Genomic DNA, 15,765 nt, shown 5'->3' on the forward strand with positions numbered 1-15,765 from the left:
GGCTACTCGGCCTTGATGTTGGCGTCCTTGATGATCTTGTCGTAGCGCGACATTTCATCCGAGATATATTTTGCAAAGTATTCCGGCGTAGAGCCGATCGCTTCGAAGCCGAGCGTTTCGAAGCGCGCCTTGACGTCCGGCTGCTGCGCCATCTTGGTGATCTCGGCCTGCAGCCTGGTGACGATTTCCGGCGGCAGGTTCTTCGGACCCCACAACCCGTACCAGGACGAGAATTCGAAGCCGGTCATGCCGGATTCCGCCACCGTCGGAATCTCTGGCGCGATGGCAACGCGCTTCAGGCTGGTGACCGCCAGCGCCTTGATGTTGCCGGCCTTGGCGAGCGGCAGCGATGACAGCATCGGGTCGGCCATCGGCTGGATGTCGCCACCCATCAGGTCGGTGAGCGCGGGGTTGGCGCCCTTATAGGGAATGACGAGCGTGTTGACGCCGGCGTCGCGCTTCAGAAGTTCGATCGCCAGATGGCCGGCGGAGCCGAAGCTCGACGTGGCGAAAGTGTACTTGTCCGGATTCTTGCGCACCAGATCGAAGAATTCCTTCAGCGTGTTGGCCGGCACTTTCGGGGTGGTGCTGACCAGCAGCGGCCCTGAGGCCACCAGCGAGATCGGCGTGAAGTCCTTGACCACGTCGTAGGGGACGGCCTTCTGCAGGAACGGCGTCACCACGTGGATCGATGCGGTGAGCATGATGGTGTAGCCATCCGGCGCCGCCTTGGCGACGTAGTTGGCGCCGACGATGCCACCGAAGCCACCGGCGCGGTTCTCGACGATGAAGCTGTGCCCCATGGTATCGGTGAGTCGCTGCGCCAGGATGCGCGCGACGCCGTCGACCGATCCGCCGGCTGGGTAGGGCACGATGACGGTGACGTTCTTCGTGGGGTAGGTCTGGGCCGCGGCGGGCGCCGCATTCAATCCCAGCAGTGCGGCGCCGACGAGGGCGAAGGACAAACGATATTTCACAGAAAATCCTCTCAAATGCTGCATCAAAAGGTTCCTGGGTAGCTTCCCCCGTCGACCAGTATGTTCTGGCCTGTAACGAATCCTGCGTGCTCTGAACATAGAAAGGCGCAGTAGGCGCCGAGTTCTTCCGGCCGGCCGTAGCGCTTGGCGGGATTGGCGGCGGCGCGCTCGCGCCAGATTTCATCGTAGCTCTTGCCGCCCGGTACCAGCATGCCCTCGATATGGCGGCGTTGCGCATCGCTGTCGAAGATACCCGGCAGCAGGTTGTTGATGGTGACGTTATGCGCCACGGTCTGGCGGGCGAGCCCGCCGACAAAGCCGACCAGGCCGGAGCGGGCGCCGTTGGACAGGCCAAGTTCGAGCTGCGGAATCTTCACGCTGCGCGACACGATGTTGATGATCCGCCCGAAGCCGCGCGCCATCATGCCGTCGACGCTCCGCCGCATCATCTCGATCGGGCTCAGCATCATCGCGTCGAGCGCTGCCGACCAGTCGGCGTGGGTCCAGTCGCGGAAGTCGCCGGGCACCGGACCATCGGCATTGTTGAGCAGAATGTCCGGATCGGGGCAGGCCGCCAGCGCATCGTCGCGGCCCTTGGCGGTGGTGATGTCGCCAACCACCGCCGTCACCGCGACGCCGGTGGCGTCGCGGATCTCGGCGCAGGTAGCTTCAAGGGTTTCGGGCGTGCGGGCCAGGATGGTGATATCGACACCCTCCTTGGCCAGCGCCATGGCGCAGGCCTTGCCCATACCGCGGCTCGCTCCGCTGAGAAGTGCCTTGCGACCGCGGATTCCAAGATCCATCGATCAGGCCGCGACGGCCGAGAGCGACGAGATCTTGTAGCCGTACTTCTTGTCGAGCTCGAGCTCCTGGATGATGCGGATGCCCTTGGCCAGCGCTTCGCCTTCCAGCATGGTCAGCGGCTTGCGCAGATCGCCGGCCGGCATGCCGATCGCCTTCATCAGCGACTTCACGGCAACCGGATTGATCGCCGAATAGGTGTAGTGCAGCAGCGGCAGCAGGCCGAGATAGGCATTCTTGAAGCCGACGGCTTCGGTGTAGCTGGTCCACGGCGTGGAGATGATAGCCATCTCGGCCGGCGCGAGATTGCCGGTCATGTTGGCGGTGCCGTGACCGCCGAGGCTCATGGTCGGCACCACCAGGCCGAGGTTCGGGCTGTCGCAGCACATCACCGACACGCCGCAATCGGCGGCCAGCACCTGCGCCACCTGGCCGACGCGGCCAGTGGACTCCTTGTGCACCACGTAGTTCGGGTGCTTGAAGATGCGGATCAGGTTGTCCCAATGAAGGTCGCTCTTCACGCGCGGCGGATTGTTGTAGATGCCAAGCGGCAGGTCGGTGGCGTCGGCGACGTCGAGGAAGAAGCGTTCGATGTCGGCTTCCGGCGCGCAGATATAGGCGGGCGCCGCGAGGATCGCGCCGTCGGCACCATTGTCCTTGGCGAAGCGGACGTTGGCGATAGTCGTGTCGGTGTTGTTGCCGGTGCAGCCGAAGAAGATCGGCATGTCCGGCGTCTTCATCTTCGCGCACTCGACGATGATCTGCTGTTTTTCCTGCTGCGACAGCATCGAGGACTCGCCGGTGGAGCCCATGATCAGGATCGCCGAGGTACCGTTGTCCTGGTGGAATTTCAGCAGCGTGCGGAATGCGGCGAAGTCCACCGAGCCGTCCTTGTTGAACGGTGTAATCAGCGCAACGAAGGACCCCGTCAGCTTCTTGATCGACATCTCACATCTCCTGTTGTTCGAATTTTTCTGAACCTATCATGGTTGGCACGGTTGGCCACAGCAGCGTGGCGAACCGTGCCATGCAGGCGCGGGGATTTACGCGGCGTTGCGTTTCCGCGTGTCCAGTTGGTCGAGGGCGAAGGCTACCGCCGCATCGGCATGAATCAACGTGGAATCGAACGCCGGCAGGTCGAAGTCCTTGGCGCCGATCAGCAGGCCGATTTCGGTGCAGCCGAGAATGACGCTGTCGGCGCCCGCCGCCTTGGCCGTGGCGATCACGTCGAGATAGCGCTGACGCGATGCTTGGCTGACGATGCCGCAGCATAATTCACCAAAAATGACGTCGTGAACAGCGGTCCTGTCCTCGTCGTTCGGTACCAGCGGCGCAAGGCCGTGGTCGTCGCGCAACTTGGAGAGGTAAAAATCCTGCTCCATCGTGTAGCGGGTGGCGAGCAGCAGGGGCCGGCGACAGCCCGCGGCCTTGACCGCCTCACCGGTCACGTCGGTGATGTGCAGCAGCGGGATCGAGATCGCGTCCTGAACTGTGTCGGCCAGCTTGTGCATGGTGTTGGTGCAGATCAGGACGCAGTCGGCGCCGGCGCCTTCCAGATTGCGCGCGATCTGTGCCAGCACCGCACCGGCCTGATCCCAGTCGCCGGCCTTCTGAAGCGCCACGATGGCTTCGAAATTGACCGAGTGCAGGATCACCTCGGCCGAGTGCAGGCCGCCCAGCCTGTTGCGGACGGTCTCGTTGATCCGTCGGTAGTAAACCGCGGTGCTTTCCCAGCTCATCCCGCCCAATAATCCGATGGTTCGCATTCCGGTCCGTCCTTGCCAGCTTCAGATGTGGCCGGAAGGATAACAAATAGACCGCGCAACAATGCGATCGAAGATCGCCGAAATCGATCCAGGGCGGCGAGGATATTGCTTAAATTTCAAGATTAGAGCAATATTTTATCGGTGATGACGAGAGATTAGCATTCTAGGTTCAATATTCGGGAGGAATCAGCGCGTGGATGCCATTGATCGCCGGATTCTCGATATCCTGCAGAACGACGCCTCGGTCGCGATCGCCACCATCGCGGAAAAGGTCGGCCTCAGCACGGCGCCGTGCTGGCGCAGGATCAAGCGGCTGGATGAGGACGGCGTCATCACCCGGCGGGTGGCCCTGTTGAACCGGCGCAAGGTCAACGTGCCGATGACTGTGTTCGCCTCGGTGAAGGCGCCGCGTCACGAGGCGGACTGGCTGCAGGCGTTCCGGCGGGTAATCGGCGACATCCCTGAGATCGTCGAGGCCTGGCGGCTGACCGGCGATACCGACTATCTGCTGCGCATCGTGGTGCCCGACGTCGAGACCTACGACGCGGTCTACCAGCGCATGATCAAGCGGCTGGAGTTTTCCGACATCAACTCGTCCATCGCCATGGAAGAGATGAAGTTCACGACCGCGATTCCGACCAGCTACATGCAGTTGAAGTCGCCGGCCTGACGCCGGTACCGCGCAAACGAAAACGGCGGACCGTGGGGTCCGCCGTTTGTGTTTGATCTAGTCGAGGCAATCAGCGCTTGCTGATGTCCACGTAATCGCGGCGGGCGGCGCCGGTGTAGAGCTGGCGCGGACGGCCGATCTTCTGCTGCGGATCCTCGATCATCTCGCTCCACTGGCTGATCCAGCCGACGGTGCGGGCGACTGCGAACAGCACGGTGAACATCGAGGTCGGGAAGCCCATCGCCTTCAGCGTGATGCCCGAATAGAAGTCGACGTTCGGGTACAGCTTGCGGTCGATGAAGTAGGGGTCCGACAGCGCGATCTTCTCGAGCTCCATGGCAACGGCGAGCATCTCGTCGCCGCCGTGGCCGGTTTCCTTGAGCACTTCATGGCAGGTCTGCTGCATGATCTTGGCGCGCGGATCGTAGTTCTTGTAGACGCGGTGACCGAAGCCCATCAGGCGGACGCTGGAGTTCTTGTCCTTCACCTTGGCGATGAAGTCCGGAATCTTGTCGACCGTTCCGATTTCGGACAGCATCGCCAGCGCGGCTTCGTTGGCGCCGCCATGGGCCGGTCCCCACAGGCAGGCGATGCCGGCGGCGATACAGGCGAATGGGTTGGCGCCGGACGAGCCGGCAATGCGCACGGTCGAGGTCGAGGCGTTCTGCTCGTGGTCGGCGTGCAGGGTGAAGATCTTGTCCAGCGCCTTGGCCAGCACCGGATTGACGACGTATTCCTCGCAAGGCACCGCGAAGCACATCTTCAGGAAGTTCGACGCGAAATCCAGCGAGTTGGTCGGATACACGAACGGCTGTCCGACGGTGTACTTGAAAGCCATTGCCGCCAGCGTCGGGATCTTGGCGATCATCCGGATCGACGCGATCTCGCGCTGCTTGGCATCGTTGATGTCGGTGGAGTCGTGATAGAAGGCGGCGAGTGCGCCGACCGAAGCCACCATCACCGCCATCGGATGCGCGTCGCGGCGGAAGCCCTGGAAGAACCGGGCCATCTGCTCGTGCACCATGGTGTGGTGCGTGACCATCTGATCGAAGTCTTTCTTCTGCGCGGCATTCGGCAGTTCGCCGTTGAGCAGAAGGTAGCAGGTCTCAAGAAAGTCACCGTTGTCGGCCAGCTGCTCGATCGGGTAGCCGCGGTATTCAAGAATGCCGGCGTCGCCGTCGATATAGGTGATCTTCGACTGGCGGCTGCCTGTCGAGGTAAATCCGGGATCGTAGGTGAAAAGGCCGGACTGGGCGTAGAGCTTACCGATATCGACCACATCGGGTCCGACGGTTCCGCTTAAAATCGGGAAGTCATAGCTCTTGTTACCGACCGTGAGCGTTGCGGTGTTGGTCTTGGTTGTTGCGTCCATCGTGTCGTCCCCGATGCGATCGTTGAGAGGCCGGCAGGCCGGTTCGCAATGTCAGGAAACATTGCGCGGCAGGCCGGAGCAGGCTTCGCCAGAATGCGTATCGCATTGCTGTGTGCGCTGCAAGATGGGCAAAATCGGCCGTCAGGCCCCTAAACGGATGCCTGATCCGCCAGCCGGGACAGGCATTCCGACCGCCCGAGTACCGCCAGAACGTCGAAGATCCCCGGCGACGTCGTCTTTCCGGTCAGCGCCACCCGCAGCGGTTGGGCGATGGCGCCGAGCTTCAGCCCGTTGGCCTCGGCGAAGGTGCGCATCGCCGCCTCGGTGGTCGTGGCGCTCCAGTCGGTCACCTCGGCCAGCGCGATCTGAAGCTTGCCGATCAGTGCCCGGGTCTCCGGCGTCAATACCGCGGCGGCCTTGGGCTCCATCGCCAGCGGCCGGTCGGCGAAGATGAAACCGGCATTGTCGATCAGCTCGATCAGGGTCTTGGCACGCTCTTTCAGGCCGGGCATCGCCTGCAGCGGCTGGGCGCGGGTGGTATCGTTGACCTTGGCTTTCAGCGTCGCGCCGTTCGGGACGTAGCTCAGCACATCCTCGAACATGGTTGCGAGAGACTGATCGTCGGAGTGGCGGATGTAATGGCCGTTGAGGTTTTCCAGCTTGGCGAAATCGAACCGGGCCGCCGAGCGGCCGATGGCCGACAGGTCGAAGGCCGCGATCATCTCCTCGGTCGAGAAGATCTCCTGGTCGCCATGGCTCCAGCCGAGCCGGACCAGGTAGTTGCGTAGCGCGGCCGGCACATAGCCCAGCGCGCGGTAGGCATCGACGCCGAGCGCGCCATGGCGCTTCGACAGTTTGGAACCGTCGGGGCCGTGGATCAGCGGGATATGCGACATGCTCGGCAGCTCCCAGCCGAGCGCATCGTAGATCTGCTTCTGGCGCGCAGCATTGATCAAATGGTCGTCACCGCGGATCACATGGGTGACGCCCATGTCGTGATCGTCGACCACCACCGCGAGCATGTAGGTCGGGTTGCCGTCGCCGCGCAGCAGAACGAGGTCGTCGAGGTTCTCGTTCTGCCAGACCACGCGGCCCTGCACCTGGTCGTCGATCACGGTCTCGCCGGTCAGCGGCGCCTTCAGCCGGATCGTCGGCTTCATGCCGGCTTCGGCCGCGGTGGCGGCCCGGTCGCGCCAGCGGCCGTCGTACAGCTTGGACTTGCCCTCGGCGCGGGCCTTTTCGCGCATCTCCTTGAGTTCGTCGGCGGTGGCGTAACAGTGGTAGGCCTTGCCTGCGGCGAGCGGCTGCTCGGCCACCTCACGGTGCCGGCCGGCCCGGGCAAACTGAAACACGGTGTCGCCATCCCACTCGATGCCAAGCCATTTCAGCCCGTCGAGGATCGCCGCAATGGCCGGCTCGGTGGAGCGCTCGCGGTCGGTGTCCTCGATCCGCAGCAGCATCTTGCCGCCGAATTTGCGCGCATAGAGCCAGTTGAACAAAGCGGTGCGGGCGCCGCCGATATGGAGAAATCCGGTCGGGGAGGGCGCAAAGCGGGTGACAACAGGTGCGGTCATTAATGGCTTCGATCGATGCTGAGGGGACTGTTGGCGGGCGTTTATCACACCGCCCGCACGCTGTCCCCGCGAATTGCGGGCGGCACGGCGGACCGGTTCCAATCCGCCGCTCCGGCCCTTGGCGCGGGGCCGCGGATTTGGCACATAGGGCGCAGCTTGAAAGGCACCCCATGACAGACGAATCGGTAACCGAAGCAGGCCGTGACTTTATCCGCGACATCGTTGCGGCGGATCTGGCCTCCGGCGCCCACAAGAGCGTGGTGACGCGCTTTCCGCCGGAGCCCAACGGCTACCTGCATCTCGGCCACGCCAAGTCGATCTGCCTGAACTTCGGCATTGCCGAGGAATTCGGCGGTATCTGCAACCTGCGCTTCGACGACACCAACCCGACCCGGGAAGAGCAGGAATATATCGACGCCATCCAGCGCGACGTGCGCTGGCTCGGCTTCGACTGGGGCAGCAACCTGCATTATGCGTCGGACTATTTCGAGCAGCTCTATGGCTGGGCACAGCACCTGATCCGCGCCGGCAAGGCCTATGTGGACGACCAGACCCAGGAAGAGATCCGCCTGACCCGTGGCACCCTGACCGAACCCGGCCAGAACAGCCCGTTCCGGGATCGCTCGGTGGAGGAGAATCTCGACCTGTTCGCGCGGATGCGCGCCGGCGAGTTTCCGAACGGCACCCGGGTGCTGCGCGCCAAGATCGATATGGGCTCGGGCAACATCAACCTGCGCGATCCCGTGATCTACCGCATCCTGCATGCGCATCATCCGCGCACCGGCACGGCGTGGAGCATCTATCCCAGCTACGACTTCGCCCACGGCCAGTCGGATGCGATCGAACATGTCACGCATTCGATCTGCACGCTGGAGTTCGAGGATCACCGGCCGCTGTACGACTGGTGCCTGGACAACCTTCCGGTGCCATCGCGGCCGCACCAGTACGAGTTCGCCCGCCTGAACATGACCTACACGCTGCTGTCCAAGCGCGTGCTTACCGAACTGGTGCGCGGCGGCCATGTCAGCGGCTGGGACGATCCGCGGATGCCGACCTTGGCCGGGCTGCAGCGTCGCGGCGTGCCGGCCGCAGCCTTGCGCGAATTCGTCAAGCGCATCGGCGTGGCCAAGGCCAACAGCACGGTGGGCATCGACATGTTCGATTTTGCCATCCGCGAGACTCTCAACCGCACCGCGCAGCGCCGCATGGCGGTGCTCAAGCCGCTCAAGGTGGTGATCGAGAATTATCCGGAAGGCCAGGTCGAACAGCTCGACGCGGTCAACCACCCCGAGGACGAGAGCTTGGGTTCGCGCAAAATTCCGTTCGGCCGCGAGCTTTACATCGAGCACGACGACTTCATGGAAGAGCCGCCGAAGAAATTCTTCCGCATGGCGCCGGGCAGGGAAGTGCGGTTGCGCTACGGCTACTTCATCACCTGCCGCGACGTGATCAAGAACGCGGCCGGCGAAGTGGTCGAACTACGCTGCACCTACGATCCGGAAACCCGCGGCGGCAATGCGCCGGACGGGCGCAAGGTCAAGGCGACCATCCATTGGGTCAGCGCGGCGGAAGCGGTGCCGGCGGAAGTGCGGATCTACAATCTGCTGTTCACCGCGCCGCAGCCCGACGCCGCCAACTTCGCCGCGCAGATCAATCCGGAGTCGCTGGAAACGCTGACCGGCGCCATGGTCGAGCCGGCGCTGGCCGGCGACAATGCCGACGCCGCCGTGCAGTTCGAGCGCCAGGGCTACTTCTGCCGCGACAAGGATTCCGCGCCGGGCAAACTGGTGTTCAACCGCACGGTTGGATTGAGGGATAGTTACGCCAAGGCGACCTGAGCAGAATTGTAGGATGGGTAGAGCGCAGGCGCCCTGCGCCGAAGCGAAACCCATCAGCCTGATGCTTGGCAATGATGGGTTTCGCGAAGACGCTCTACCCATCCTATGGCTTGCTCTCCATGTCGTCCCCGCGAAGGCGGGGACGACATGGAGAGTGCGGAGCGCCTACACATTCCCCATCCGTTCTCGTAGCCGCCCGGTTATTCCTTCCGCTAGCATCGCGCTGAATATGCCGGGCGATGAGACGCGCGATGGCCAACGGGGGACGCAACACCAGACCGCGCGCGCAGGCCGGCACATGGCCGCCGCAGGCCGCAACGGCGAGCGGTGCGCTGCGGCCAGGTGCAGACTTCTGGCCTTCGCTCATCGCCACACTGCAGGCGTGGGCGCGCGCAGAAGCCGGCCCCGGCCGGTTGCTGCCCTGGGTGCCGATCGCTTTCGGCGCCGGCATTGCGCTGTATTTCGTCGCCGACCATGAGCCGGTCGCGTGGATCGCCGCCGCGGCTGCCGGCGCACTGTGTATCGCGGCCTTTCTGTCGCGCCGGCACGGCTGGTTTCCGCTTGTTGTGATGGTCGCCGCGCTGGCGGTTGGCTTCGCGGTGGCGACGTTGAAGACCGCGCGGATCGCCCACGCGGTGCTGGCGCAGCCTTTGTACTCGGTCACGCTGAAAGGCTTTGTCGAGACCCGCGAGGTGCGCGAGCGCACCGACCGCTTCGTGCTGCGGGTCGCCGAGATGGACGGCCCGCGCGTAACCACGAAGCTCGAACGCGTGCGGCTGTCGGTGAGGAAGGGCACCGCGCCGGCGGTCGGCAGCTTCGTTGACGTGAAGGCGCGGCTGCAGCCGCCGCTGGCGCCGCTGCGGCCCGGCTCCTACGACTTCGGCCGCGACCTTTATTTCCAGGGAATCGGCGCCTCCGGCTTTGTCATGGGCGCGATCAAGACAGTCGATCCGCCGGCGCCGGGTGGCCTACGGCTGCGCTATGCCGCGACCATGCAGGGTCTGCGCGATGCCATCGATGCGCGCATTGCCAACGTCCTCTCCGGCGATAGCCGCGCCATCGCCACTGCGCTGCTGACTGGGCGGCGCGACGCCATCTCGCCCGATGTCAACGACGCCATGTTCATCTCCGGCCTCGGTCATGTGCTGTCGATCTCCGGCTATCACATGGCGGTGGTCGCCGGCGTGGTGTTCTTCGCGGTGCGCGCGCTGCTGGCGCTGATCCCGGTGCTGACGGTGACGTTTCCGATAAAGAAGTGGTCGGCCGCCGCAGCACTCGCCGCCGCGCTGTTCTATCTGCTGCTGTCCGGCGCCGAAGTCGCGACGCAACGTTCGTTTTTCATGACGGCGGTGGTGCTGATCGCTGTGATGGTGGATCGCCGTGCGATCACCTTTCGCACCCTGGCGGTGGCGGCGATGATCGTGCTCACTTTGGCGCCGGAGGCGCTGGTGCATCCGAGTTTCCAGATGTCGTTCGCGGCGACCCTCGGACTGGTGGCCCTGGTGCAGGTCGGCATGCCCATGCTGTTCGCGACGGCGGAGCATTCGCGCACCGCGCGCGCGGCGCTGTGGGGCGGCCGCGAGATCGTCATGCTGGCGCTGGCCTCGCTGGTCGCCGGGCTCGCGACCACGCCCTATGCGGCGTTTCACTTTCACCGCATCACGCCTTACGGCGTCGTCGCAAACCTGCTGGCGATGCCAGTGGTCTCTGCGCTGGTGATGCCGGCGGGGCTGTTAGGACTTGCGGCCGCGCCGTTCGGGCTCGACAGCGTGTTCTGGCGGCTGATGGATGTCGGCATCCAGTGGATGATCGTGGTGACGCAATGGGTCGCGGCATTGCCCGGTGCCATCGGCCGCGTGCCGGCGTTCGGGACCGGGCCATTGCTCGCGGCAACCATCGGCATCGTGCTGCTCGGACTGCTGCGCACGCCGCTGCGCTGGATCGGCGCGGGCTTTGTCGCGGCGTCGATGGTATGGGCCGCGATGGTGACGCAGCCGGATGTGTTGATATCAGGCGACGGCCACAGCGTCGCGGTGCGCGGCAAGGACGGGCGGCTGCATGTGATGCGCAGCGCCAGAGATCTCGTTTCTGCTCAAGGAATGGCTGGCGGCGGATGCGGATTCGCGATTGCCGAACGATCCGACGCTGGGCAACGGCATCGCCTGCGATGGCGCCGGCTGCGTGGCGACGTTGGCCGACGGCGCGTTGGTCGCGCTGGCGCTGCAGCCGGATGCCTTTGTCGATGATTGCCTGCGCGCGACGCTCATTGTCACAACAAGACAGCCGCCGGGGGATTGCGGAGCGACGGTGATCGATCGTGATAGTCTGCAGAAAACCGGTGCGACGGCGTTGCGGCAAACCAGCGGCGGTTTTGTGATCGATGCGATCAGGCCGAAAGGGCGGGACCGGCCATGGGCACCAGCCGCAGCGGACACGCTCGAGGTTGCCAGCGGCGCGATCTTGCCGGGGCGGCAGCGCGCGCCCGATGCGACGCCGGCCGAGACCGACGTGCAGGCTGATGAACCGTGAGCGAACGGCTCTGCGTCACGAACAACGGCGCAGCAAGTCGCTGCGCGTTCACTCAGTACTTGCGGTACAGTCCGACCAGCCGGCCCTGGATGCGCACCCGGTTGGGCGGCAGGATGCGGACCTCGTAGGCGGCGTTGGCGGGCTCCAGCGCGATCGAGGCGCCGCGGCGGCGGAAGCGCTTCAGGGTGGCTTCCTCCTCGTCGATCAGGGCGACCACGATGTCGCCGGTCTCTGCGGCGTCCTTGCGCTGGATCAGCGCCATGTCGCCATCGAGAATGCCGGCCTCGACCATGGAGTCGCCGCGCACTTCCAGCGCGTAGTGTTCGCCGGAGCCGAGCATGTCGGTCGGCACGCTGATGTTGTGGCTGCGGGTCTGCAGCGCCTCGATGGGCGTGCCCGCGGCGATGCGGCCCATCACCGGCACCAGCACCGAACGCGCGCCGTCATCCTCGGCATTGCCAGAGGACGGTCGCACCTTGCCGAGGGTGCCCTCGATGACGCTGGGCGTGAAGCCGCGGCGACCGTTGCCAGCAACGCTGCTGCTGCCGCCGAGTTCGGGCAGCTTCAACACCTCGATGGCGCGGGCCCGGTTGGGCAGGCGGCGGATGAAGCCGCGCTCTTCCAGCGCGGTGATGAGTCGGTGGATGCCGGACTTGGAGCGCAAATCGAGCGCGTCCTTCATCTCGTCGAAGGAGGGCGGCACGCCGGCTTCCTTCAGGCGCTGATCGATGAATCGCAGAAGTTCGTACTGTTTGCGGGTCAGCATCTCGATCGATCCTCAATAGGACGGCGTTGACCACCGTCGCGTTTCCGGCCTTGCGCTGATCAGCCGATCGAAGTTGAGCGGTCGCGGCGCCGGAAGGTCAGAAACAAATCATGAACGAACACTATCTGTTCCATATGTGTTCCGCAACGATTAATTTCCCGTCAACGCAATCGGACCGCCTTAAAGCGGCAAACGCAGCACGCTGCAGGGCGTGCCGGCGGGCGCGGCGGGGGCGTGGGGGGCGCGAACCACCAGGCCGTGGGCGGCGGACAGATTGCCGAGCAGCGAGGAATCCTGGCGGGTCACGGGCGTCGCCACCAGCGCGCCGTCCTCGCGCACCGCCAGCACGGCGCGCAGATAGTCCTCGCGCAGGTCGTTGGCGCCGACGTCGCAGCCGAGCAGCGCCGGCTCGCGTTCGAGATGGATGTCGCGGCGGCCCGACAGCGTGCGGATCAGCGGCACCATGAACAGCAGCGCGCAGACATAGGACGACACCGGATTGCCGGGCAGGCCGATCACCCGCATCGGCCCGATCCTTCCATGCATCATCGGCTTGCCCGGGCGCATCGCGATCTTCCAGAACGCCATGGTGACGCCTTCGGCGGTGAGCGCCTGCTGCACCAGGTCGTGGTCGCCGACCGAGGCACCGCCGGTGGTGATCAGGATGTCGGCGTCGCTGTCGCGGGCGCGGCGAATGCCGGCCACGGTGGCATCCAGCGTATCGGCGGCGATGCCGAGATCGGTCACCTCGGCGCCCTCGTTGCGGGCTAGCGCGCGCAGCGCGTAGCCGTTGGAATAGACGATCTGGCCGGGGCCGAGCGGCTGGCCGGGCATCACCAGCTCGTCGCCGGTGGCCAGCAAGGCGACCTTCGGGCGGCGGTGCACCGGAAGCTCGGGATGATTCATGCTGGCGGCCAGCGACAGGTCGCGGTCGGTGAGGCGGGCGCCGGCGCGCAGCAGCACGTCGCCGGTGGTGAAGTCGACGCCGGCCGGGCGGATGTGGCGGCCAGCGCGGGCGGCCTCGTGGATGAATACGGTGGTGCCCTCTCGCGCCGTGTCTTCCTGGATCACCACGGCATCGGCGCCTGCGGGGATCACGCCGCCGGTGAAGATGCGGACCGCCTCATGGGCTCCCAATGTCCTCTCGAACGGCCGGCCGGCGGCGACTTCGCCGATCACGGTGAGCGCCGCATGCTGCGTGGCGTCTTCGGCGCGCACCGCATAGCCGTCCATCGCCGACATCGGCTGCGGCGGCTGGGTGCGCAGCGATGCGACGTCGCAGGCCAGCACGCGGTGGAAACAGTCGTCGAGCGCGACCATCTGCCGGGACAGCGGTTCGGCATCGGCGAGCACCGCGGCCAGCGCGTCGGCAACCGGCATCAAGGCCATCGGCAAAGTCTCCATCACCAGCGCTGGCCGGCCGGGGAGGCCGCGACCGCACCCGGGCTTCATAACCGAGCGCTGGTGCGGACGCAAAACCGCGATCGCGGCAGGTTCAGGATTTTTCCGCCACGCCCAGCGCCGCCAGCGCCTCGGCCACCGAGGTGGGCGAGGTGACGTGAACCGCCTGAAGCCCGCCGGCGCGGGCCGCCGCGACGTTCTCGGCGAGGTCGTCGAAGAACACGATGCGCTGCGCCGGCACGCCGATCGCCTTCACCACATAGTCGTAGGCGGCAGCGTCCGGCTTGCGCAGCCCGATCGACGACGACAGGAACAGCTCGCGGAAATGGTCGAGCACCTCGGTATGTGCCTGCGAGAAATGTGCGGCGTGGGCGGCGTTGGTGTTGGAGAGGGCATAGAGCGGCAACTGCTCGGCGGCGCGCGCCAGCAGCGGCGCGATGCCGGGCATTTCGCCGATGAAGATCGCGTTCCAGCCCTCGAGGAACTGGGCGTCGGAAATGTCGATGCCGAGCGTCGTGCGCAGGCTGGCGAAGAAGGCTTCATCGCTGATCTGGCCGCGCTCATGGCGCATGTAGTCGTCGCCGCGCACGAACCGCGTCACCAGGTCGGAGCGAGTGCAACCGGCGTGGCCGGCCCAGCATGCGATGGTGCGCTCGAAATCGATGTCTATGACGACGCGGCCAAGATCGAACAGCAGCGCGTCAGCGGAGTCGGGGGAGAGGGAAGATTGAGTCATGGACGAGTTTTACCGAGGCGGGGCGACGGTGCAATGACGGGCGTAGGGTGGGCAAAGGCGCGCTAGCGCCGTGCCCATCATTTCTGTGCGTCGTGTATTGTGGTGGGCACGCCTCGCCGCGCTTTGCGCGGACGAGGCTTTGCCCACCCTACACCTCACACCAGCGCGCAGATCGTCGCCGCCAGCGCCTGGGTGCGCGGCAGCAGGGTGTCGAGGCGGCAGAATTCGTCGTCGGTATGGGCCTTGCCGCCGACCGGGCCGAGGCCGCACAGGGTCGGGATGCCCATGGCTGCGGTGAAGCCGGAATCGGCGCAGCCGCCGGTGAACTCACCGCCGACGGCGAAGCCGACCCGCGTCGCCGCGTCCCGGTACAGCGCGAACAAACTGCCGGAGTATTTTTCCTCGAGCGGCAGGAACATGGAGATCTGTTCGATCTCGGCCGAGGTGCCCGGCACGTCTTCATCGTGCACGATGCGTTCGATCTCGCGCACGATGCTCGCGCGCTGCTCGAGCGTCATGAACCGAAGGTCGAGTTCGGCCTCGGCCCACGGAGCCACGGTGTTGTGGGTGTTGCCGCCCTTGATGACGCCGACATTGGTGGTGATCCCGGCGTCGTAGTCGGTGAGCGCGTGCAGCCGGGTGATTTTGCGTGCCAGCGCCTCGATCGCGCTGGCGCCGTCGGCGTGGTTGACGCCGGAATGCGCGGCGCGGCCGGTGACCTTGATGTGGAACGAGCCGCCGCCCTTGCGGCCGGTGACCACATTGCCGCTGACGCGGCCGGGCTCGGTGTTGAGCACGGCGCGGGCGCCCTGCGCGGCAGTTTCGATGTCGGCGCGGCCCTGCAGCGAGCCGATTTCCTCGTCCGCTGTGAACAGCGCCACCACCGGGAAGGGCAGGCCGCCGACGGCGTTCAGCGCGCGCAGCGCAAAGATGTTAGCGACCAAGCCGCCCTTCATGTCGGCGACGCCCGGACCAAAAGCGAGATCGCCGTCGCGCGAATAGGGACGCGTCAAAACCGTGCCCTTCTTGAACACGGTGTCGCGATGGCCGAGCAGCAGCACGTGGCCGTTCTGGCGTCCCGGCAATTCGGCGCGGACGATGTCGCCGAAGCCGACCTTGGGCGTGACGCTGACCGCAATGCCTTCGCCGGCCAGCAGGTCGGCAATGGCCACGCCGACCGCGTCGGTGCCGGCCTTGTCGAAACTGTTGGAGTCGATGTCGACCAGCCTGTGCAGCAGCGCTTCCATCTCGGCGGCGCGCGGCGCCAGCCAGGCGACGACCTTGTCGGCGAGGTCGGTGTGGCTGTGCTGTGCCGTATGTTGGTCGTTCATGGGG

At 65.4% G+C, this 15,765-nt stretch carries 12 protein-coding genes and 1 pseudogene; 3 read left to right on the forward strand and 10 right to left on the reverse strand.

Features of this window, described 5'->3' with window-relative positions; genetic code table 11:
* Positions 1–2: 2 nt before the first annotated feature.
* The 4 genes from ACUXVA_RS20040 to ACUXVA_RS20055 form a co-directional block, all read right to left on the reverse strand.
* On the reverse strand, positions 3–977 hold the full coding sequence (locus tag ACUXVA_RS20040) for a Bug family tripartite tricarboxylate transporter substrate binding protein (RefSeq protein ID WP_445487701.1): 975 nt from the start codon (positions 975–977) through the stop codon (positions 3–5).
* Positions 978–1,000: 23 nt separating this feature from the next.
* Positions 1,001–1,780 carry an SDR family oxidoreductase gene (locus tag ACUXVA_RS20045; protein WP_445487703.1) on the reverse strand — a complete coding sequence of 260 codons (780 nt, stop codon included), beginning with the start codon at positions 1,778–1,780 and terminating at the stop codon, positions 1,001–1,003.
* Positions 1,781–1,783: 3 nt separating this feature from the next.
* Positions 1,784–2,725 carry a 4-hydroxy-tetrahydrodipicolinate synthase family protein gene (locus tag ACUXVA_RS20050; RefSeq protein WP_265078747.1) on the reverse strand — a complete coding sequence of 314 codons (942 nt, stop codon included), beginning with the start codon at positions 2,723–2,725 and terminating at the stop codon, positions 1,784–1,786.
* Positions 2,726–2,821: 96 nt separating this feature from the next.
* On the reverse strand, positions 2,822–3,544 hold the full coding sequence (locus ACUXVA_RS20055; RefSeq protein WP_265078746.1) for an aspartate/glutamate racemase family protein: 723 nt from the start codon (positions 3,542–3,544) through the stop codon (positions 2,822–2,824).
* A gap of 193 nt (positions 3,545–3,737) precedes the next feature.
* On the opposite strand from ACUXVA_RS20055, the gene ACUXVA_RS20060 reads away from it, so the two are divergent.
* Positions 3,738–4,214 carry an Lrp/AsnC family transcriptional regulator gene (locus tag ACUXVA_RS20060; protein WP_265078745.1) on the forward strand — a complete coding sequence of 159 codons (477 nt, stop codon included), beginning with the start codon at positions 3,738–3,740 and terminating at the stop codon, positions 4,212–4,214.
* Positions 4,215–4,284: 70 nt separating this feature from the next.
* Here ACUXVA_RS20060 and gltA read toward each other — a convergent pair whose 3' ends face one another.
* Positions 4,285–5,586: a citrate synthase gene (gltA, locus tag ACUXVA_RS20065; RefSeq protein ID WP_445487706.1), complete on the reverse strand. Its 1,302-nt coding sequence runs from the start codon at positions 5,584–5,586 to the stop codon at positions 4,285–4,287.
* Between the two features lie 149 nt (positions 5,587–5,735).
* Positions 5,736–7,160, reverse strand: coding sequence for a glutamate--tRNA ligase (gene gltX / locus ACUXVA_RS20070; protein ID WP_445487708.1), 1,425 nt, complete (start codon positions 7,158–7,160; stop codon positions 5,736–5,738).
* 170 nt (positions 7,161–7,330) lie between these two features.
* Here gltX and ACUXVA_RS20075 point away from each other — a divergent pair, with 170 nt between their 5' ends.
* Positions 7,331–8,998, forward strand: coding sequence for a glutamine--tRNA ligase/YqeY domain fusion protein (locus ACUXVA_RS20075; RefSeq protein WP_445487710.1), 1,668 nt, complete (start codon positions 7,331–7,333; stop codon positions 8,996–8,998).
* Between the two features lie 251 nt (positions 8,999–9,249).
* Positions 9,250–11,527, forward strand: a pseudogene (locus ACUXVA_RS20080) (ComEC/Rec2 family competence protein).
* Positions 11,528–11,579: 52 nt separating this feature from the next.
* Here ACUXVA_RS20080 and lexA read toward each other — a convergent pair.
* The 4 genes from lexA to ACUXVA_RS20100 form a co-directional block, all read right to left on the reverse strand.
* Complete coding sequence (lexA, locus tag ACUXVA_RS20085; RefSeq protein WP_265078740.1) at positions 11,580–12,293, reverse strand: transcriptional repressor LexA; 714 nt, start codon at positions 12,291–12,293, stop codon at positions 11,580–11,582.
* 180 nt (positions 12,294–12,473) lie between these two features.
* The gene (locus ACUXVA_RS20090) at positions 12,474–13,682 is read right to left on the reverse strand and encodes a molybdopterin molybdotransferase MoeA (protein WP_445487712.1); all 1,209 of its coding nucleotides are present in this window, start codon (positions 13,680–13,682) and stop codon (positions 12,474–12,476) included.
* Positions 13,683–13,788: 106 nt separating this feature from the next.
* Positions 13,789–14,430, reverse strand: coding sequence for an HAD-IA family hydrolase (locus ACUXVA_RS20095; RefSeq protein ID WP_445487714.1), 642 nt, complete (start codon positions 14,428–14,430; stop codon positions 13,789–13,791).
* A gap of 155 nt (positions 14,431–14,585) precedes the next feature.
* Positions 14,586–15,761 carry a M20 family metallopeptidase gene (locus ACUXVA_RS20100; RefSeq protein WP_265078737.1) on the reverse strand — a complete coding sequence of 392 codons (1,176 nt, stop codon included), beginning with the start codon at positions 15,759–15,761 and terminating at the stop codon, positions 14,586–14,588.
* Positions 15,762–15,765: the final 4 nt, after the last annotated feature.

The organism is Rhodopseudomonas sp. RCAM05734, from assembly GCF_052658035.1.

Coding starts and splice junctions, on each gene's coding strand:
- ACUXVA_RS20045 (WP_445487703.1), bottom strand. CDS start 1,780: ATGGATCTTGGAATCCGCGGTCGCAAGGCACTTCTCAGCGGAGCGAGC.
- ACUXVA_RS20050 (WP_265078747.1), bottom strand. CDS start 2,725: ATGTCGATCAAGAAGCTGACGGGGTCCTTCGTTGCGCTGATTACACCG.
- ACUXVA_RS20055 (WP_265078746.1), bottom strand. CDS start 3,544: ATGCGAACCATCGGATTATTGGGCGGGATGAGCTGGGAAAGCACCGCG.
- gltA (WP_445487706.1), bottom strand. CDS start 5,586: ATGGACGCAACAACCAAGACCAACACCGCAACGCTCACGGTCGGTAAC.
- gltX (WP_445487708.1), bottom strand. CDS start 7,160: ATGACCGCACCTGTTGTCACCCGCTTTGCGCCCTCCCCGACCGGATTT.
- ACUXVA_RS20075 (WP_445487710.1), top strand. CDS start 7,331: ATGACAGACGAATCGGTAACCGAAGCAGGCCGTGACTTTATCCGCGAC.
- lexA (WP_265078740.1), bottom strand. CDS start 12,293: ATGCTGACCCGCAAACAGTACGAACTTCTGCGATTCATCGATCAGCGC.
- ACUXVA_RS20090 (WP_445487712.1), bottom strand. CDS start 13,682: ATGGCCTTGATGCCGGTTGCCGACGCGCTGGCCGCGGTGCTCGCCGAT.
- ACUXVA_RS20095 (WP_445487714.1), bottom strand. CDS start 14,430: ATGACTCAATCTTCCCTCTCCCCCGACTCCGCTGACGCGCTGCTGTTC.
- ACUXVA_RS20100 (WP_265078737.1), bottom strand. CDS start 15,761: ATGAACGACCAACATACGGCACAGCACAGCCACACCGACCTCGCCGAC.